The following is an 18,230-nucleotide window of genomic DNA, read 5'->3' on the forward strand; positions in this document are numbered from 1 at the left end:
CTGTCCGAGCGTGATCTGGCCGCAACCGTCACCTGATACAGGACCGGTACCGCCGTGACCGACGTCACTTCTTGCTGTCGATGACTGCCTTCATGACGTTCTTCGCGATGGGTGCGGCGAGGCCGCCGCCCGAGATGTCACCGCGGTCGGCGTCGCTGTCCTCGACGACCACGGCGACCGCCACCGGGGAGCCGCCGTCCGGGTTCTTGGCGTAGCTGATGAACCAGGCGTAGGGATTCTCACTGTTGTCGACGCCGTGCTGCGCCGTACCGGTCTTGCCGCCGACCGTCACGCCGGGGATCCGCGCGTTGGAGCCGGTGCCCTGCTGGACGACCGTCTCCATCATTTCCTGCAGCTTCTGGGCGTTCGCCTTCGACAGCGGCTCGCTCATCTTCTTCGGATCGTGCTTCTCGATCACGTCGAGGTTCGGCGCCTGCAGGTTGTCGATCATGTACGGCTCCATCAGCGTGCCGTCGTTCGCGACCGCGGACGCGACCATCGCCATCTGCAGCGGAGTCGTCGCCGTCTCGAACTGACCGATGGAGCTGAGCGCCGTCTGCGGCTTGTCCATCTCCGTCGGGAACGTCGACGCCGACGAACGCACCGGAATGAACTGCTCCTTGTTGAAGCCGAACTTCTGGGACGTCTCCAGCATCTTGTCCTTGCCGAGATCCGAACCGATCTTGCCGAAGACCGTGTTGCAGGACACCCGCAGCGCCTCGCGGAGCGTGGCGTCCTTGCAGGGGATCGGGCCCTCGTTCTTCAGCTCCGTGTTCGTGTTCGGCATCGTCCACGGAAGCGGGGAGTCCGTCTCCTCGTCCGGGTCGTCGTAAAGACCGTGCTCCAGCGCGGCCGCCGCCGTGACCACCTTGAACGTGGAACCCGGCGGGTACGTCTCGCGCAGCGCCCGGTTCAGCATCGGCTTGTCCGGGTCCTTCTCCAGACGCTGCCAGGCCTTCGAGTCGTCCTCGCTGTTGCCCGCGAACTCCGACGGGTCGTACGACGGCGTCGACGCGAGCGCCAGGATCGCGCCCGTCGACGGGTCGATCGCCGCGACCGCGCCCTTCTTCGAGCCGAGGCCCTCGAACGCGGCCTTCTGCGCCCGGCCGTTCAGCGTGGTGACGACATTGCCGCCGCCCTGCTTCTTACCGGTGATCATGTCGAGCGTGCGGCGGAAGAACAGCCGGTCGTCGTTGCCCGTGAGGATCTCGTCCTCCAGGGACTCGATCTGCGTGGCCCCGAACGCCTGCGACGCGAACCCGGTCACCGGCGACCACATCTCGCCGTTCTTGTACGTCCGCTTGTAAGCGAAGTCACTGCCCTTCGTCGGCGCGGAACCCGTGATCGGCTTCTCCCCGACGATGATGTCGCCACGCTTCTGCGCGTACCGCTCGATCAGCACACGACGGTTCTTCTCGTGCGTACGCAGCTCGTCCGCCGACACGTACTGCAGCCAGTTGTCCCGCAGCAGCAGCGCCAGCATGAGCAGACCGCAGAAGATCGCGATCCGGCGCAGAGGCTTGTTCACGGCCGCACCACCTGAGTCATCTCGGCGTCGGGGTTGGGCGCCGGCGCGGGCGCGGGACGACGGGCCGTGTCACTGATGCGGATCAGCAGACCGACCAGCGCCCAGTTCGCGATCACCGACGAACCACCCGCCGCGAGGAACGGCATCGTCATACCCGTCAGCGGAATGAGACCCATGACACCGCCGGCGACCACGAAGATCTGCAGCGCGAACGCACCCGACAGACCCACCGCGAACAGCTTGCCGAACGGGTCACGCGCGGCCAGCGCCGTACGCACACCCCGCTCGATCAGCAGCGCGTAGAGCAGCAGGAACGCCATCACACCCGCGAGACCCAGCTCCTCGCCGATCGTCGCGAAGATGAAGTCCGCGTTGGCGGCGAAGCCGATCAGGTCCGAGTGCCCCTGCCCGAGCCCCGTGCCGAGCACGCCGCCCGAACCGAACGCCATGATCGACTGGCCGATCTGCTCACACGCACCGGACGTCGCATAGCAGCCGAAGGGGTCCAGCCACGCGTCCACACGCGCCTGCACATGGCTCGCGAACGTCGCCACAGCCACAGCGCCCGCCACGGACATGCCCAGACCGATGACGATCCAACTCGTCCGCTCCGTCGCCACGTACAGCATGATCACGAACATGCCGAAGAACAGCAGCGACGTACCCAGGTCGTTCTCGAAGACCAGGATCAGCAGGCTCATCGCCCAGATCACCAGGATCGGACCGAGGTCACGGCCACGCGGCAGATAGAGCCCGAGGAAACGACGGCTCGCGAGCGCCAGCGCATCCCGCTTCACCATGAGATAGCCGGCGAAGAACACCGCGATGACGATCTTCGCGAACTCACCGGGCTGAATGGAGAACCCGCCGATCCGGATCCAGATCTTCGCGCCGAACTGGTCGGTGCCGAGCCCCGGAACCAGCGGAAGCAGCAGCAGCATCAGCGCCACGACCATCGAGATGTACGTGAAGCGCTGCAGGATCCGGTGATCCTTCATCACCAGCATCACCGCCACGAACAGGGCGATGCCGAGCGCCGAATACATCAGCTGGTTCGGAGCGGCCGGGTTGAACGCGCCGAACGCGTTCTTCTGTAGCTGCTGCAGCCGCTCCGACTGGTCAAGGCGCCAGATCAGCACCAGACCCAGACCGTTGAGCAGCGTCGCCAATGGCAGCAGCAGCGGATCCGCGTACGGCGCGAACTTCCGCACCACCAGATGCCCGACCGCAGCGAGCAGACCGAGGCCGACTCCGTACCCGAGCATGCCCGTGGGCATCTCGCCGGTCATGGCGAGACCCACATTGGCATACGCGAAGCACGGGATGACCACTGCGAAGACCAGCAGCGCCAGCTCGGTGTTACGGCGGCTCGGCGCCCCGATCGCTCCAATGGTGGATGTATGTGTCGTACTGCTCATGGCTAGGAAGGCCCCCTGCGCCTACTGCTGACCGGCGGTCGCGCTGCCGCGTGGGGTCGGTGACTTCGTGCTCTGCTCGACGGCGTCCTTGCCGTCCTTCGTCGCACCGGAGGTGCCGCCCGCCTCGCCCTCACCGGTCGCGGCGTTCGCCTCCTCCTCCGCCTTGCGCTCCTGCGCCTCCCGGCAGTCCGCCGTCAGCTCGGAGATCTTCTGGCGGGCCGCCTCGAGGGTCGTCGGGTCGAGACCCTTCTCCTCGAGCTTGGTGCGCTGGAAACTCGGCAGGCAGCTCAGCTCGACCTCCGGATGCTCCTCTTCGAGCTCCGACAGGTTCACCCACGCCAAGTCCTGGTTGATGCCCCGGTACAGAGCGAGATGCCCGTCCTTCGCACCGACGTAGTACTGCGTCTGCGTCCAGTGGTACGCCCCGTAGAGACCGCCGCCCACGACGGCGAGGGCAAGCGCGATCAGCAGCGACCGCTTGATCCACTTCCCGCGACGCCGCGGCTTGACGTAGTCCTCCTCCATGTACGCGCCGAACGAACCGTCCGGGACGTACGCATCGGGTTCCGCGGAGCCGGGCGGGCCGAAGCCGCCCGTGGGCTGCGGCGGCACCGGCCGGCCGAGACCGGCGGCACGACCCGCGGGGGTCTGCATCGCGCCGTTGTCGTTCAGCTGCAGCTGGTTCTCGGCGACCGCGCCCACCACGACCGGGGTGTCGACGAGTTGACCCGCAAGCGTGTCACCGCTGTCGATGTCCAGGACGTCCGCGACGATCACCGTCACGTTGTCCGGACCGCCGCCGCGCAGCGCGAGCTGGATCAGCTCCTGCACGGTCTCCTGCGGACCCTGGTAGCTGGCGAGGGCCTCCTCCATCGTCTGGTGCGACACCACACCGGAGAGACCGTCGGAACAGATCAAGTACCGGTCGCCCGCGCGGACTTCACGGATCGACAGATCCGGCTCCACATGGTCGCCGCTGCCCAACGCCCGCATGAGGAGCGACCTCTGCGGATGCGTGGTCGCCTCCTCCTCGGTGATCCGGCCCTCGTCGACCAGCCGCTGCACCCAGGTGTGGTCCTGCGTGATCTGCGTGAGAACGCCGTCCCTGAGGAGATACGCACGCGAGTCGCCGACATGCACGAGACCGAGGCGCTGACCCGTCCACAGCAGGGCGGTGAGCGTCGTGCCCATGCCCTCGAGCTGCGGGTCCTCCTCGACCATCACGCGCAGCTGGTCGTTGGCCCGCTGCACGGCGTCGCCCAGCGACGTCAGGATGTCCGAACCCGGCACATCGTCGTCGAGCTGCACGAGAGTGGAGATCACCTCGGAGCTCGCGACCTCACCGGCCGCCTGGCCTCCCATGCCGTCGGCGATCGCGAGCAGCCGCGGACCGGCGTAACCCGAGTCCTCGTTCCCCTCCCGGATCATTCCCTTGTGCGATCCGGCGGCGAAGCGCAGTGACAGACTCATGCGCACCTCGCCCGTCGGCTCCGGGTACATCCGCACGGTGCCCACCCTCCGGTCGGGAGCGAGCTCGGGCCCGTCGCACGGGCCGCGTCGGCTCGCTCGCTCCGCTCGCGCTTATTCATGACGTAGCACTACTTCCGCAGCTCGATGACGGTCTTGCCGATGCGGATCGGCGCACCGAGAGGCACGGGCGTCGGAGTGGTCAGCCGGGTCCGGTCGAGATACGTGCCGTTCGTGGACCCGAGATCCTCCACGATCCACTGACCGTCGCGGTCCGGGTAGATCCTGGCATGCCTGCTCGACGCGTAGTCGTCGTCCAGGACGATCGTCGAATCGTGCGCACGGCCCAGCGTGATCGTCTGACCCTGCAGGGCCACCGTCGTACCCGTGAGCGTGCCCTCGGACACCACCAGCTTCGACGGCGCACCACGGCGCTGCCGCCCCCCGCCGCTCTGCTGCCTCGGCGCCGGCGGCGAAGCCTGCTGGCGGCCCTGCGGGCGCGCCTCTCCGCCGCGGCGCGACGAACCGCGCTGTGTGACGCGCGTACCGAACAGGTCGCTGCGGATGACCTGGACGGCCACGATCACGAACAGCCACAGGACGGCCAGGAAACCCAGCCGCATGACCGTCAGGGTCAGCTCTGACATTGCCCCCGCTTCACCCTTCGGCTTGCCGGTAAATGATGGTGGTGCTGCCCACGACGATCCGCGAGCCGTCGCGGAGCGTAGCGCGGGTGGTGTGCTGCCCGTCCACCACGATGCCGTTGGTGGACCCGAGATCCTGGATCGTCGGGGGCGTTCCGGTCCGGATCTCACAGTGCCGGCGCGATACGCCGGGGTCGTCAATCCGTACATCAGCGTCGGTGCTGCGGCCGAGGACCATCGTCGGCCGCGAGATCTGATGCCGTGTGCCGTTGATCTCGATCCAACGCCGCGTCTGCGCACCGGGCAGCGGGGCCGAGGGCCCCTGCCCGCGCGCCTGCGGGCCACGGCCCGCACCGGGCGGCGGCGCGGAAGGCATCGGCGGCGCACCCGCGGGCGCAGCCGCCGGAGGACCTCCCGCGGGCGGGTAGCCGTAACCACCGCCGCGCTGCTCGCCGCCCGAAGGCCCGGCGGATCCCGCCGGGGACTGGGACGAACTCGACGCCAGCGTCCGGCTCCTGACCCGGTACAGACCCGTGTCCAGATCGTCGGCCTTCTCCAGGTGGACCTTGATCGGCCCCATGAAGGTGTACCGCTGCTGCTTCGCGTAGTCCCGGACCATCCCGGAGAGCTCGTCCCCGAGCTGGCCCGAGTACGGGCTCAGCCGCTCGTAGTCGGGAGCGCTCAGCTCCACGATGAAGTCGTTGGGCACGACGGTCCGCTCGCGATTCCAGATCGTGGCGTTGTTGTCGCACTCACGCTGCAGAGCACCAGCGATCTCGACCGGCTGGACCTCGGACTTGAACACCTTGGCGAAGGTGCCGTTGACCAGACCTTCGAGTCGCTGTTCGAACTTCTTCAGGACTCCCATGGGCACCTCCTCCGGTCGTAATCATCCTGGTACTGCTTACTGATCGTATCCACGCGCCGGGAAATCGGCTGGTTCCCCTTCTCTGGCCTGCGGATGGGTGTCGCCTCTCACATGTCCCCGTCGACGCACTTCACACGTCCCGTCGACGTGCTCCGCATGTCCAGGTACATATGCCCAGGTCCAAGCGCTCCGCATGTCCTCGACCACGTGCTTCCACATGGCCATGTCCACGTGCCGCACGTGTCCAAGTCCACGTGCTCGGCCTGTGCTCGTCCGCGCGCATCCGCCGTGCTGCCACTGCTTCTGCCCGCGCACTCCCACACCGGATCGTAGAGGCGGCCCCGAGCCAGTGTCCCGCACCTGGGGATGTGGGTGCCTTGCCTGTGGATAAGTGGCCAGGGGGCGGCGGAGAGGGCCTGGCCGGGTCGGTGGGGCGGGCCGGGTCGGTGGGGCGGGGGTCGCGGTCGGTGGTCTCGGGATCTTGGGCGTTGGGTGTTGGGGCTCGAGGCGTCCGGAGGCGGTGTTGTGGTTGTGGGTCTCTTGGTGGCTGAGGAGGAAGTGCTGAGCTACTGCTCGTGCGCTGCGGGTTCGGGACGACGTACTGGTTCGTGGGTGCCGGGATGTGGTCGCCGCAGGTCCAGGGCCTGCGGGCGCGCGGCGGGCGTCGGTGGGGGCCCGTGGAAACGGATGTGAATCCACCGTCCGCACCGTGCTAGTCTTCTCGATGTCGGCAGGCGAACGCGGCAAGCGAAAGCCAGGCGACACACCCAATGCGCGGGTGGCGGAATAGGCAGACGCGCTGGATTCAGGTTCCAGTGCCCGCAAGGGCGTGGGGGTTCAACTCCCCCCTCGCGCACAAGTCGGAAGCCCCGCAGGTCAATGACCTGCGGGGCTTTTGCTATGCCCTGCCGCGTTGTGTTCGGCGGCCCGCCCTTCTGTTGTTTTCCTCTGCTATCTCTTCTGCTGTGCAGGCTTGCGGGGAGCGGGGGTTGACCCTCGGGCCATCCGCGCCGAACGTGCCGAAGCTCACACCGGTCGAGGCGGCTCCGTGAGGTGCGGAGGGGCTCATTCCGGAGTTATCCACAGGCCCTGCCGCACTTCGCACCCCGGCGGTACCGTCGTCCCAATCGATGCCACACCCGCCCGACAACGGCGGAAACACCGGGGGAGGCGGTCCACGTGACCGAGTTGGACACAGCAGCACCTGAACAGCACACGCGAGCGGACAGCCCCGGCCCCATCCCCCACCGCCTCCCCCACGTACCGGGCTTCGCCCACCGAGCCGGCGAAGAATCCCCGAAGCGCACCGGCAAGGAACTGCGCACCCGCGTACCTCGCTCCGCGCACGCCCAGGAAGCCCCCGACGCCGACAGCCGCCCCGACGCCGTCACCGCCGTCGAAGAGTCCAACCACGGCCGGCTCCCCGAACTCACGCCCATCCGCGTCGGCAGAATGGCCGCCACCCCCTTCGCCTTCCTGCGCGGCTCCGCCGGCCTCATGGCGTACGACCTCGCCCGCACCCCGGCCACCGGCATCGGCGCCCAGATATGCGGAGACGCCCACGCCGCCAACTTCGGCCTGTACGGCGACGCCCGCGGCGAACTCGTCATCGACCTCAACGACTTCGACGAGACCGTCCACGGCCCCTGGGAATGGGACCTCAAGCGGCTCGCCACCTCCCTCGTCCTCGCCGGACGCGAAGCGGGCGCGAGCGAAGACGTGTGCCGGGCCGCCGCCCACGACTCCGCCGGCGCCTACCGGCGCACCATGCGACTCCTCGCCAAACTCCCCGTCCTCGACGCCTGGAACGCCATCGCAGACGAAGAACTCGTCTCCCACACCGACGCCCACGACCTGCTCGGCACCCTCGAACGCGTCGAGGAGAAAGCACGCAACAACACCAGCGGCCGCTTCGCCGCCCGATCCACCGAAACCCTCGCCGACGGCAGCCGCCGCTTCGTCGACGCCCCACCCGTACTGCGACGCATACCCGGCGTCGAAGCAGCCGCCGTCGCCCAAAGCCTCGGCGAATACCTGACCACGCTGTCCGAAGACCGGCTCCCGCTCCTCGCCCGGTACGCGATCCAGGACGTCGCGTTCCGAGTCGTCGGCACCGGCAGCGTCGGCACCAGGTCGTACGTCGTGCTGCTCCAGGACCACCGCGGCGAACCGCTCGTACTCCAGATCAAGGAAGCACGGCCGTCGACCCTGCTGCCGCACCTGCCCACCGTCGGCTTCAAGGCACCCGACGTCCCGCACGAAGGACGCCGCGTCGTCCTCGGGCAGAAGCGGATGCAAGTCGTCAGCGACATACTCCTCGGCTGGACCACCGTCGACGGACGACCCTTCCAGGTACGGCAGTTCAGAAACAGAAAGGGAAGCGTCGACCCGGCCGCACTCGCCGCCGACCAGATCGACGACTACGGCCGCATGACCGGAGCACTCCTCGCCCGCGCCCACGCACACAGCGCCGACCCGCGCCTCATAGCCGGGTACTGCGGGAAGAACGAGGAACTGGACGAGGCGATCGCCGGCTTCGCCGTGTCCTACGCCGACCGCACCGAAGCCGATCACGCACGGCTCGTCTCGGGCATCCGGGAGGGGCGGATCGAGGCTGAGTTGGGGGTTTGAGGAGGGGAGGGGGATTGAGGGGGTGGGGTGGGGGAGGGAGGGGGGGAGGGGGCCCTCCCCGAGAGTGGGAGTAAAGCCCACACCCCCCGGGCCGTACGCTGGGTGGGTGACGAACCCGGAGGACGCGGTGAACCGGCCCGATGACGAGCGGCCCGAGGCCAGGCTCGAGCAGGCTGTGCGGGTCGCGGAGCAGGCATTGATCGAGTTCGAGATCGCGGTGGAGACGTTCCGGGTCGAGGTGGAGAACTTCTCCCGGCTGCACCACCAGAGGCTCGGCCCGATGTACGCGCGGCTCGAGGAGCTGGACGCCCAGATCGCCGAGGCGACGGCGGCGCGTACCGGGGATGCCGAGGATGTGCGGCGGGCGCAGGAGCTGCGTGCTCGTGTGATGCCGATGCCGGATGTGTCGGAGTTGTTCCAGGAGTGGATGGACACCGACGGGTTGTCGCCCGAGGCTTCGGCGATGTTGTCCGAGCTGCCGGTGCGCGCCCCTGAGCGGGTGCGGCCGAGTGACGAGGCGCGCAGGCTCTACCGCGAGCTGGTCCGCAAGGCGCACCCCGATCTAGCGCAGGACGACGAGGAGCGGGAGCGGCGCGAGAAGTTCATGGTCCGCGTCAATGCCGCGTACGGGCGGGGCGACGAGGTTCTGCTGACGGAGCTGTCCGCGGAGTGGGCTGCCGGTCCGGTGGCCGAGGCGGATCGGCCGAGCAAGAGCGAGGAGCTGTACGCGCGGCTCGAGTGGTTGGCGCAGCGCAAGGAGATGCTGTCGCTGGTTGCCCGGGATCTTGAGGAGGGCGCGATCGGCTCGATGCTGCGGATGGCGCCGGACGACCCGGACCGGCTGCTCGAGGAGATCGCCGAGCAGCTCCTTGCGCAGGTCGCCGAGCGTGAGGCGGAGCTGGGCCGGCTCGTCGGTTGATGCGTCGGGGCTGCGTGTGTGCAGCTGGCCGTGGCGCAGGGCGACGAGGTCGTCGAAGGCGTCGAGGGGGATTCGATGGTTCGAGGTCGTGCGGCCGGGCGCTGGTGAGGGCAGCGTCCGGGGTGGGCGGAAGGTCCGGTAGCGTCGGGGTATGGCTTTCGGATCTGTGCCCACGGTTGGTGTCGCTGAGCTCGCGGACGGTGACTTTCTGCTCGATGTCCGTGAGGACGATGAGTGGCAGGCGGGTCACGCGGAAGGTGCGCTGCACATTCCGATGAGCGAATTCGTCGCGCGGTACGGCGAGTTGACCGAGGCGGCGCCGCAGGACGGGCGGGTCAATGTGATCTGTCGGTCGGGCGGTCGGTCCGCGCAGGTGACGATGTACCTCGCGCAGCAGGGCATCGACGCGGTGAACGTGGCCGGTGGCATGGAGGCGTGGGCCGGCTCGGGCCGCCCCGTCGTGAATGCCGAGGGGCAGCCCGGCGCCGTCGTGTGAGCTTCTGCCTGGGCGCAGGGCGCAGGGCGCAGGGCGCAGGGCGCAGGGCGCAGGGCGCAGGGCGCAGGGCGCAGGGCGCACAGGGCATAGGTAGCGGCTTCAGCTGAGGCTGTGGGCGGCGAGGAGGTCGCCCAGGGTTTCCTCGTGGGCGGCTGCCGGGCCGAGGGACAGCTCCAGCTGCTTGGCCCAGGCGTGGTAGCGGTGCAGCGGGTAGTCGGTGTCGGCACCGAAGCCGCCGTGCAGGTGTTGGGCGGTCTGTACGACGCGGCGTACGCCTTCCGAGGCCCAGATCTTGGCCACGGCCACGTCGCCGGCGGTGGGAAGCGCGCCCTCGGTCTCGGTCGCCAGGCGCCAGGCGGCCTGCCACAGGGTGACTTCCATGGCGCGCAGGTCGATGTAGCGGTCTGCCGCCTGCACGGCCACGGCCTGGAAGGTGGCCACGGGGTGGCCGAACTGTTCGCGTTTGCTGGTGTAGTCGCTGGACATGGCGAGTACGGCTTCGCCGAGGCCGAGGGCGAGTGCGCAGGTCCCGGTCGTGAGGAGTTCGCGCAGCCGGTCCCAGGCGCCGTCGGCGTCGATGACGTCCGTGGCGGGGATGCGGGTGGAGTCGAGGTGGAGTTCGCCGAGGCGTTCGCCGTTGGTGGAGTACTGGTCGGTGAGGCTGAGGCCGTCCTGGGTGCGGTGGACGGCGGCGAGCACGGTGCGGCCCTCGGGCGTGTGGGCGGGCACCATGATCAGGTCGGCGTTGTGGGCCCAGGGCACGGCGGTGTGGGTGCCGTCGAGGGTCCAGCTGTTGTCGTTCGGGTCCTGGTGTGCGGTGACGGCGAGTTCGGCGGGGTCGTGGCCGGTGCGGCCGTTGGCGGCGACGTTGAGGACGAGTTCGCCGCGGGCCGTGGCCGGCAGGGTGCGCTGCTTCAACTCGGCGCTGCCGTAGGTCTGTACGGCCTGGGCGGCGGCGCTGTTCTCCAGTAGGGGTACGCGGGCGATGACCTTCGCGGACTCGCGCAGTACGAGGCACAGGGCGATGGCGTCGAGGCCTGCGCCGTTGTGTTCCGGGGCGATGAGCAGGCTGAGCAGGTCGGCCTTGGCGAGCTTGTCCCACAGGGCGCGGTCGAGGTCGTCGGCGACGGCTCTGGTGGTGAGGGCGGGGCTGGGTACGGCGTCGGGTGCGGTGTCGGCGAAGACGGCCTTGGCTGCCTCGACGGCTGCTTGTTGTTCTTCGGTGAAGGTGAAGTCCACTGCCTGTCCTCCCCGGCTCCGGTGCTGTCCTGTCCTGCGGGTCCTGGTGGCCGGCCCGCGGCGGACCACGATCTGACGGGTCGTCAAGATAGAACAGGTTCTAGGGGAAGGGAAGGGCGCAGAGCGGGCTTCGACGGTCAGCGGTCGAAGTCCAACTCCACCTTCTCCGTGGCCGGATGGGACTGGCAGGCGAGTACATAGCCCGCCTCGGTCTCCTCCGGTTCGAGGGCGAAGTTGCGGTCCATGCGCACCTCCCCCGAGACCAGGAACGCCCGGCAGGTGCCGCAGACGCCGCCCCTGCACGCGTACGGGGCGTCGGCTCTGTTGCGCAGCACCGTGTCGAGCAGGGGTTCGCCGTCCTCGACGGGCCAGGTGCCGGAGCGGCCGTCGAGGGTGGCGGTCACCGTGCTGTGCGCGGGCGTGGCGGCTGTGGGTGCGGGGGGCGATGTGCCGTCGTCGACGTGGAAGATCTCCTCGTGGATACGGGTTCTGCGTACGCCTAGGGAGCGCAGGGCTCGCTCGGCGCCCTGGACCAGGCCGAAGGGGCCGCAGAGGAACCAGCCGGCGATTCTTGCGACGGGGAGCAGTGCGGGCAGCAGATGTGTGAGGCGTTCCTCGTCGAGCCGGCCGGTCACCACGCCGGCCTGCTGTTCCTCTCGGGAGAAGACCGTGACGAGCTGGAACCGCGTCGGCCAGCGGTCCTTGAGGTCGGCCACCTCGTCCAGGAACATCGTCGAGGCGGCGGTCCGGTCACTGCGTATCAGGCAGAACCGGGCGTTCGGCTCGCGGGCGAGGAGCGTCGAGACGATGGACAGGACGGGTGTGATGCCACTGCCGCCGACGATCGCGGCGTAGTGCCCGGGTCGGGGGTCGAGGGTGAAGCGTCCGGCGGGCGTCATCACGTCCAGTACGTCGTCGACGGCGATCTCCTTCTGTGCGTACGGGGAGAACGCGCCGCCTTCGACCATGCGCACCCCCACCCGCAGGCGCTCCGGCCCGTCCGGGTCGAGGGCGGGGGAGCACACGGAGTAGGTGCGCCGGACCTCCGTACCGTCCACGTCGCGGCGCAGGGCCAGGTGTTGGCCTGGTGAGTACCGGTAATCGGCGCGGAGTTCGGCCGGTACGTCGAAGGTCAGGGCGACGGAGTCGTCGGTGAGGCGGTCGACCGCTGCGACGCGGAGTCGGTGGAAGCGGGCATGGGGGCCCGGCTTGGCTGCCATCACAACTCCTTGAAGTGGTCGAAGGGTTCGCGGCAGGTGACGCAGCGGCGCAGTGCCTTGCAGGCGGTGGAGGAGAAGCGGCTGAGGAGTTCGGTGTCGGTGGAGCCGCAGTGCGGGCAGCGCACGGCGAGGGTGAGGGGGACGGGGCCGTGCGCGGCGCCGGCGCGGGGCGGTGCGATGCCGGACTCGGCGAGCTTGCGGCGGCCTTCGGCGGTGATGTCGTCCGTGGACCAGGCCGGGGTGAGGACGCGGCGGACGTGGACCTCGGGCATGCCGTGGTCGTGCAGCACCTGCTCTATGTCGGCGGTCATGGCCTCCACGGCGGGGCAGCCGGTGTAGGTGGGGGTGAGCTCCACCTCGACGCTGCCGGGGCCGAGGACGTGGACTCCGCGCACCACGCCCAGCTCCGCGAGGGTGATCATGGGCAGTTCGGGGTCGGGGACCGAGCCGGCCAGCTCCCTGAGCCGTTCTTCGAGGCGGGTCTCGAACGGCGTCGGCGAGGTCGTCTGGGGCACCGGGGTCATCACCAGCTCGCCCCCGGGTGGCTGCGATGCAGGTGCTGCATCTCGGCGAGCATGCGGCCGAAGGGCTCGGTGTGCAGGCCCTGACGCCCGGCGCCCGCGGTCCAGGCGCCGGAGCGGGGGGTCTCGGGGAGCGTCAGGGTCGCTCCGCGCAGGGTCTCGCCGATGGATTCGTCCCAACTGGCCTGCAGGGCGGCCCAGTCGGTGCCGTGGGTGGCGGTGAGGCCGTCGATGGGCTGGAACATCTCGCCGGTGTACCGCCACAGCGCGTCTACCGCGCGTTGCATACGGGTGTGGCTCTCCACGGTGCCGTCGCCGAGGCGGAGCGTCCACTGCTCGGCGTGGTCGCGGTGGTAGTCCACCTCCTTGACGGCCTTGGTGGCCAGGGCGGTGAAGGGGCCTTCGGTGCGGGCCAACTCCGCGTACAGGAACGCCTGGTAGGTGGAGAAGTACAGCTGGCGGGCGATGGTGTGCGCGAAGTCGCCGCCTGGCTGCTCGACGAGTTGGAGGTTGCGGAAGGCGCGCTCCTCGCGGAGGTACGCGAGTTCGTCCTCGTCGCCGACTCGGGAGAGCAGGATGCGGGCCTGGCCGAGCAGGTCGAGGGCGATGTTGGCGAGGGCGACCTCCTCTTCGAGTACAGGCGCGTGACCGGCCCACTCCCCCAGCCGGTGGGAGAGCACCAGCGCGTCGTCGCCGAGGGCGAGGGCGGCCGCGGTGACGGCGGGGGCGTCCGTCGTAGGTCCGGTCATAGGTGCTTCACTCCCTCCGGGATGTCGTAGAACGTCGGGTGGCGGTACGGCTTGTCGCCGGCGGGCTCGAAGAACGAGTCCTTCTCGTCGGGGGACGAGGCGGTGATCGCGGCCGAGGGCACGACCCAGAGGGACACGCCTTCGTTGCGGCGGGTGTAGAGGTCGCGTCCGTTGCGCAGGGCCATCTCCGCGTCCGGGGCGTGCAGGCTGCCGGCGTGGGTGTGGGAGAGCCCGCGGCGGGAGCGTACGAAGACCTCCCAGAGCGGCCAGTCTGTTGATTCGGTCATGCCGTCGCCTCCCCGGCTGCGGTGGTCTGCGCGGGGCGGCTTGTGAGTCCCGCCTGCACTGCCTGTCCTGGCTGCCCTGCCTGCCTCGACTGTTCAGCGCGTGCCGCCTGTTCCGCCTGTGTCCCCTGTCCCGTCTGTGTCGCCTGTCCCGTCTGTGCCGTCTGTGCCGTCTGTGCCGTCTGCCGTGCCGTGTCGTGCTTCGCCGCGTACGCAGCGGCCGCTTCGCGGACCCAGGCGCCTTCGTCGTGCGCCCGCCTGCGCTGGGTGATGCGCTGTTCGTTGCAGGGGCCGTTGCCCTTGAGGACCTCGTGGAACTCCTGCCAGTCGATGGGGCCGAAGTCGTAGTGCCTCCGGTCCTCGTTCCACTTCAACTCCGGGTCGGGCAGCGTCAGTCCGAGGGTCTCGGCCTGGGGGACGCAGATGTCGACGAAGCGCTGGCGCAGCTCGTCGTTGGAGTGGCGCTTGATCTTCCAGGCCATGGACTGCGCGGAGTGCGCCGACTCGTCGTCGGGCGGGCCGAACATCATCAGCGACGGCCACCACCAGCGGTTCACCGCGTCCTGCGCCATCTCGTGCTGCGCCGGGGTGCCTCGGCTGAGGGTGAGCAGCGATTCGTACCCCTGTCGCTGGTGGAAGGACTCCTCCTTGCAGATGCGGACCATCGCGCGGGCGTACGGACCGTACGAACAGCGGCAGAGGGGGACCTGGTTGGTGATCGCGGCGCCGTCCACGAGCCAGCCGATCGCGCCGACGTCGGCCCAGGTCAGCGTGGGGTAGTTGAAGATCGACGAGTACTTCTGGCGGCCGGAGTGCAGCTTGTCGAGGAGTTCGTCCCGGCCGGTGCCCAGGGTCTCCGCCGCGCCGTAGAGATACAGGCCGTGGCCGGCCTCGTCCTGGACCTTGGCGATCAGGATGGCCTTGCGGCGCAGGGAGGGGGCGCGGGAGATCCAGTTCGCCTCGGGCTGCATGCCGATGATCTCGGAGTGGGCGTGCTGGGCGATCTGGCGGACGAGCGTCGCGCGATAGGCGTCCGGCATCCAGTCGCGTGGCTCGATGCGCTCGTCAGCGGCGACCGCGGCGTCGAACGCCGTGGTCCGGTCCTGTGCGGTCACCGACGTCATGCCAGGCCCCCTTTGCCCCGTTCCCGTCCGCGTTCCTGCCTGCGTTCCTGTTCGCGTCCTTGCCCGTGCCCTGCCTGCGTCCCGGTGCGTGGCGGGCTCCGCCGCCACCCCGGCCAGCCTACCGACCGATCGTTCGGTTCGTCGATTTCAATGGTGGGACCGGCGGCCATACGGTGTCAACCCTGTGGATAACCTCACGGCCGCTGTGCGTGGACACCTCGGCTGAGTACCGTTCGGTGGCGGATCAGCGGGCGGGGACGGGAGCGGGCGCGATGGACGGGTACGAGCAGGGTCGCGGCGCCGGGCCGCCCGGACCCCGCACCGGCATCGCCGCACTCTCCCCGCCGTACCAGGTCGCGGCAGCCCTCGTTCTCGCCGTCGTCGTCCTGGTGTCCTGCGTTCACCTCGCGATGGTCTTTCTGCACGTGGCCCCGGCCAACACGGTGTCGAAGCAGCACGGCGCGGCCGTCGACGACTGGGTCTACCCCGAGTTCGAGCAGAACTGGAAGCTGTTCGCCCCCAACCCGCTGCAGCAGAACATCGCGGTCGAGGCCAGAGCCCAGTTCCGCACCGCGGACGGCGGCGTGCGGCACACCGAGTGGCACGGCCTCTCCGCCCAGGACGGCGCGGCCATCGACGGCAACCTGCTGCCCAGCCACACCCAGCAGAACCAACTGCGCCGCGCCTGGGACTACTACACGTCCACGCACGACACCAAGGACCGGCCGAACGGCATGCGCGGCGAACTCTCCGCGGAGTACCTGCGCCGGATCGCGGTCCTCCGCATCGGCCGAGAGGAGGCCGGCGAACCCGCGGACGGCCTGCTGCGCGTGCAGCTCCGCTCGGTGACCACCAATGTGCAGCCGCCGTCGTGGAGCGGCGAGAAGCTCGACCCGAAGCCCGTGATCCGCCTGCTGCCCTGGTGGAACGTCACGTCCCAGGACTTGGAGGTACGTGACCGGTGAACCGTCTCCGTCTTCCCGCCGCGGGGCTGTCCCGCGGCATCGGCCGGATCACCTCCACGGCCCTCGGCCCGTACCAGACGGCCGTGATCCGCATCGGGTTCTCCGCGACCTGGCTGCTCTTCCTGCTGCGTGAACTCCCCAACAGGCATGAGCTGTACGGCCCGCAGGGCCCCTGGAGCTGGGAGCTCGCGCAGCGCCTGATCGCCGACAACCAGGCCTTCACCGTACTGACGTGGACCGACAGCCGGCTCTGGTTCGAGTGCGTCTACGGCCTGGCGATCGTCTCGAGCGCGCTGCTGATGCTCGGCTGGCGCACCCGCACCATGTCCGTGCTCTTCCTGGTGGGCGCCCTGTCGGTGCTCAACCGCAGCGTGTTCGTGGGCGACGGCGGGGACAACGTCATCCACCTCATGGCGATGTATCTGGTCCTGACGCGCTGCGGCCAGGTCTGGTCGTTGGACGCGCGGCGGGCGGCTCGTACGGCACGCGCGCGTGGAGGCGGTTTTCCCGAGCAGGAACATGAGACCGCAGAGCTGGACTTCGACCGGGTCGGGCCCGTCCTGTGGTGGCTTCTGGGGCTCGCGCTCTCCCTTGTGACGCTGCTGGGGCAGCTCAGCTGGGGCTGGTCGCTGATCTTCTGGACGATCTGGGCGGTGCACGGCCTGTGGTGGTACCTGGGCCGCCGCGCGCCCGGCTCGGAGCTCCGTGCCCTGTGCGATGTCGCCACCAACCTCCTGCACAACGCAGCCCTGTTCGTGATCATGGCGGAGGCCTGTCTGATCTACGCGACGGCCGGCTGGTACAAGATCCAGGGCAACCGCTGGCAGGACGGCACCGCCGTCTACTACCCGCTGCACCTCGACTACTTCTCGCCCTGGCCCGCCCTCTCCCAGTGGCTGTCGACGCACGGCACCGCGATCATGCTGATCACCTACGGCACGGTCATCGTGCAGGTCGCGTTCCCGTTCACGCTCTTCAACCGCCGCGTCAAGAACGTGCTGTTGGCGGCCATGATGGTCGAGCACGCCGTGATCGCCGTACTGCTCGGACTGCCCTTCTTCTCGCTCGCGATGATCGCGGCCGACGCGGTCTTCCTGCCCACCACGTTCCTGCGCCGCATCGGAAAACGCGCCGCACGCGCGCGTAGCGCCCTCACGGCCCGCACGCGCGGAGTCCCGGAACAGCGCGGCGGTACGGCCACGGGCCAGGACGAGGCGTACGGGACGGGGGCGCCGCAGCCCGTCCCCTCGGAGGCGGAGCCGCCGCCGAGCAGCCCGCCCGAGGCGGACGTCACCCCGCGCCCCTGAGCCCGGAGGCGGGCCGCCCGACGGGTGGACGGCGCCCCTCGCCGGCCCACGTAGGCTGCTCGGCATGAGTGGTGCGGAAGACGTGGACGGGGCTGTGCGCCGCTGGCGGGGGCTGAGCGAGACGGCCGTCCTGCTCGACGGATTCCACGCCCTCAAGCACGCCCTGCGCTTCGGCGCCACCGTCCCCGCCGTGCTGACCAGCGACAAGGACGCGGCGCTCGGGCTCGCCGACGAGCTGGCCCCCGACGTCCGCGACCGCATCGCCGAGCTCGCCGTGGCGGTCCCGGCCGACGTCCTGCGGGGCCTCGTGCCGCGCGCGCACCCCACCGGCGTGGCCGCGCTCGCGCTGCGCCCCGACCGGGCGGCCCAGCTCGCCGTGCTCGCGCAGCGGCAGCGCTCCGCGCCCGCCGTGGTCCTCGACAACCCGCGCAACCTCGGCAACGCGGGCGCGGTGATCCGCCTGGCCGCCGGTTTCGGCGCCACCGGCGTCATCACCACGGGCTCCCTCGACCCCTGGCACCCGACGGTCGTCCGGGGCGCCGCGGGGCTGCACTACGCGACGGCCGTGGAGCGGCTCCAGGTCGACGAGCTGCCCGCCGGGCCGCTCTACGCGCTCGACCCGGAGGGCAAGGACATCAGGTCCGTCACCCTGCCCGACGACGCGCTCCTCGCCTTCGGCTCGGAGCGCTCAGGGCTCTCCGCCGAACTGCGGGAGCGCGCCGACGAACTCATCGCCCTGCCGATGCGCCCCCAGGTGTCGAGCTACAACCTGGCGACCAGCGTGGGCATGACGCTCTTCCACTGGTCGACGAGCTCCGGCAGGCCCGCTCCCCTGTGACGGCCGCTTGGG

Annotated in this window: 17 protein-coding genes and 1 tRNA gene; 7 read left to right on the forward strand and 11 right to left on the reverse strand. The window is 69.7% G+C overall.

Annotated features, from left to right (window positions below):
* Window positions 1-64 precede the first annotated feature (64 nt).
* The 5 genes from QIS96_RS03025 to QIS96_RS03045 all read right to left on the reverse strand — a co-directional run bounded on the left by QIS96_RS03025 (window position 65) and on the right by QIS96_RS03045 (window position 5,925).
* Window positions 65-1,528 carry a peptidoglycan D,D-transpeptidase FtsI family protein gene (locus tag QIS96_RS03025; protein WP_282540734.1) on the reverse strand — a complete coding sequence of 488 codons (1,464 nt, stop codon included), beginning with the start codon at window positions 1,526-1,528 and terminating at the stop codon, window positions 65-67.
* A complete protein-coding gene (locus QIS96_RS03030; RefSeq protein WP_282540735.1) occupies window positions 1,525-2,946 on the reverse strand; it encodes an FtsW/RodA/SpoVE family cell cycle protein in 1,422 nt (473 codons plus the stop codon). The genes QIS96_RS03025 and QIS96_RS03030 overlap by 4 nt, the downstream gene beginning before the upstream one ends.
* A 21-nt stretch (window positions 2,947-2,967) precedes the next feature.
* Window positions 2,968-4,461: a Stp1/IreP family PP2C-type Ser/Thr phosphatase gene (locus QIS96_RS03035; RefSeq protein ID WP_282540736.1), complete on the reverse strand. Its 1,494-nt coding sequence runs from the start codon at window positions 4,459-4,461 to the stop codon at window positions 2,968-2,970.
* 83 nt (window positions 4,462-4,544) lie between these two features.
* Window positions 4,545-5,060, reverse strand: a complete 516-nt coding sequence (locus QIS96_RS03040) for an FHA domain-containing protein FhaB/FipA (protein WP_282540737.1) — start codon at window positions 5,058-5,060, stop codon at window positions 4,545-4,547.
* A 10-nt stretch (window positions 5,061-5,070) separates the two neighbouring features.
* Entirely contained in the window at window positions 5,071-5,925 is an 855-nt protein-coding gene (locus tag QIS96_RS03045) for an FhaA domain-containing protein (protein ID WP_282540738.1), read from the reverse strand.
* 772 nt (window positions 5,926-6,697) lie between these two features.
* Between QIS96_RS03045 and QIS96_RS03050 the strand changes: the two genes are divergently transcribed.
* The 4 genes from QIS96_RS03050 to QIS96_RS03065 all read left to right on the forward strand — a co-directional run bounded on the left by QIS96_RS03050 (window position 6,698) and on the right by QIS96_RS03065 (window position 9,971).
* Window positions 6,698-6,781, forward strand: a tRNA-Leu gene (locus tag QIS96_RS03050).
* A gap of 332 nt (window positions 6,782-7,113) precedes the next feature.
* Window positions 7,114-8,556, forward strand: coding sequence for a DUF2252 domain-containing protein (locus tag QIS96_RS03055; protein ID WP_408907113.1), 1,443 nt, complete (start codon window positions 7,114-7,116; stop codon window positions 8,554-8,556).
* Window positions 8,557-8,662: 106 nt separating this feature from the next.
* Window positions 8,663-9,475 carry a J domain-containing protein gene (locus QIS96_RS03060; RefSeq protein ID WP_282540739.1) on the forward strand — a complete coding sequence of 271 codons (813 nt, stop codon included), beginning with the start codon at window positions 8,663-8,665 and terminating at the stop codon, window positions 9,473-9,475.
* A gap of 166 nt (window positions 9,476-9,641) precedes the next feature.
* The gene (locus tag QIS96_RS03065; RefSeq protein WP_282540857.1) at window positions 9,642-9,971 is read left to right on the forward strand and encodes a rhodanese-like domain-containing protein; all 330 of its coding nucleotides are present in this window, start codon (window positions 9,642-9,644) and stop codon (window positions 9,969-9,971) included.
* A 99-nt stretch (window positions 9,972-10,070) separates the two neighbouring features.
* On the opposite strand, the gene QIS96_RS03070 is transcribed toward QIS96_RS03065, so the two are convergent.
* The 6 genes from QIS96_RS03070 to paaA form a co-directional block, all read right to left on the reverse strand.
* Window positions 10,071-11,210, reverse strand: coding sequence for an acyl-CoA dehydrogenase family protein (locus QIS96_RS03070; protein WP_282540740.1), 1,140 nt, complete (start codon window positions 11,208-11,210; stop codon window positions 10,071-10,073).
* Between the two features lie 137 nt (window positions 11,211-11,347).
* On the reverse strand, window positions 11,348-12,430 hold the full coding sequence (gene paaE, locus QIS96_RS03075; RefSeq protein ID WP_282540741.1) for a 1,2-phenylacetyl-CoA epoxidase subunit PaaE: 1,083 nt from the start codon (window positions 12,428-12,430) through the stop codon (window positions 11,348-11,350).
* Window positions 12,430-12,954, reverse strand: a complete 525-nt coding sequence (gene paaD / locus QIS96_RS03080; RefSeq protein ID WP_282540742.1) for a 1,2-phenylacetyl-CoA epoxidase subunit PaaD — start codon at window positions 12,952-12,954, stop codon at window positions 12,430-12,432. The genes paaE and paaD overlap by 1 nt, the downstream gene beginning before the upstream one ends.
* Complete coding sequence (gene paaC, locus QIS96_RS03085; RefSeq protein WP_282540743.1) at window positions 12,954-13,700, reverse strand: 1,2-phenylacetyl-CoA epoxidase subunit PaaC; 747 nt, start codon at window positions 13,698-13,700, stop codon at window positions 12,954-12,956. The genes paaD and paaC overlap by 1 nt, the downstream gene beginning before the upstream one ends.
* A complete protein-coding gene (gene paaB, locus QIS96_RS03090) occupies window positions 13,697-13,987 on the reverse strand; it encodes a 1,2-phenylacetyl-CoA epoxidase subunit PaaB (protein WP_282540744.1) in 291 nt (96 codons plus the stop codon). The genes paaC and paaB overlap by 4 nt, the downstream gene beginning before the upstream one ends.
* Window positions 13,984-15,108, reverse strand: a complete 1,125-nt coding sequence (gene paaA, locus QIS96_RS03095) for a 1,2-phenylacetyl-CoA epoxidase subunit PaaA (protein ID WP_282540745.1) — start codon at window positions 15,106-15,108, stop codon at window positions 13,984-13,986. The genes paaB and paaA overlap by 4 nt, the downstream gene beginning before the upstream one ends.
* Window positions 15,109-15,344: 236 nt before the next feature.
* On the opposite strand from paaA, the gene QIS96_RS03100 reads away from it, so the two are divergent.
* From QIS96_RS03100 to QIS96_RS03110, 3 genes are all read left to right on the forward strand, one after another.
* The gene (locus QIS96_RS03100) at window positions 15,345-16,073 is read left to right on the forward strand and encodes a DUF5819 family protein (protein WP_408907114.1); all 729 of its coding nucleotides are present in this window, start codon (window positions 15,345-15,347) and stop codon (window positions 16,071-16,073) included.
* Window positions 16,070-17,380 (forward strand): HTTM domain-containing protein, encoded by a 1,311-nt coding sequence (locus QIS96_RS03105; RefSeq protein WP_282540747.1) that lies wholly within the window; start codon window positions 16,070-16,072, stop codon window positions 17,378-17,380. Before QIS96_RS03100 ends, QIS96_RS03105 begins: the two co-directional genes overlap by 4 nt.
* Window positions 17,381-17,444: 64 nt before the next feature.
* Window positions 17,445-18,218, forward strand: a complete 774-nt coding sequence (locus QIS96_RS03110; protein ID WP_282540748.1) for a TrmH family RNA methyltransferase — start codon at window positions 17,445-17,447, stop codon at window positions 18,216-18,218.
* Window positions 18,219-18,230 lie beyond the last annotated feature (12 nt).

It is taken from the genome of Streptomyces cavernicola (assembly GCF_029968035.1).
GTDB classification, from domain to species: Bacteria; Actinomycetota; Actinomycetes; order Streptomycetales; family Streptomycetaceae; genus Streptomyces; species Streptomyces cavernicola.

What these genes read in the sequence shown, in the direction of transcription:
- QIS96_RS03030 (WP_282540735.1), bottom strand. Translation starts at nt 2,946, where the DNA reads ATGAGCAGTACGACACATACATCCACCATTGGAGCGATCGGGGCGCCG.
- QIS96_RS03040 (WP_282540737.1), bottom strand. Translation starts at nt 5,060, where the DNA reads ATGTCAGAGCTGACCCTGACGGTCATGCGGCTGGGTTTCCTGGCCGTC.
- QIS96_RS03045 (WP_282540738.1), bottom strand. Translation starts at nt 5,925, where the DNA reads ATGGGAGTCCTGAAGAAGTTCGAACAGCGACTCGAAGGTCTGGTCAAC.
- paaE (WP_282540741.1), bottom strand. Translation starts at nt 12,430, where the DNA reads ATGGCAGCCAAGCCGGGCCCCCATGCCCGCTTCCACCGACTCCGCGTC.
- paaD (WP_282540742.1), bottom strand. Translation starts at nt 12,954, where the DNA reads ATGACCCCGGTGCCCCAGACGACCTCGCCGACGCCGTTCGAGACCCGC.
- paaC (WP_282540743.1), bottom strand. Translation starts at nt 13,700, where the DNA reads ATGACCGGACCTACGACGGACGCCCCCGCCGTCACCGCGGCCGCCCTC.
- paaB (WP_282540744.1), bottom strand. Translation starts at nt 13,987, where the DNA reads ATGACCGAATCAACAGACTGGCCGCTCTGGGAGGTCTTCGTACGCTCC.
- paaA (WP_282540745.1), bottom strand. Translation starts at nt 15,108, where the DNA reads ATGACGTCGGTGACCGCACAGGACCGGACCACGGCGTTCGACGCCGCG.
- QIS96_RS03110 (WP_282540748.1), top strand. Translation starts at nt 17,445, where the DNA reads ATGAGTGGTGCGGAAGACGTGGACGGGGCTGTGCGCCGCTGGCGGGGG.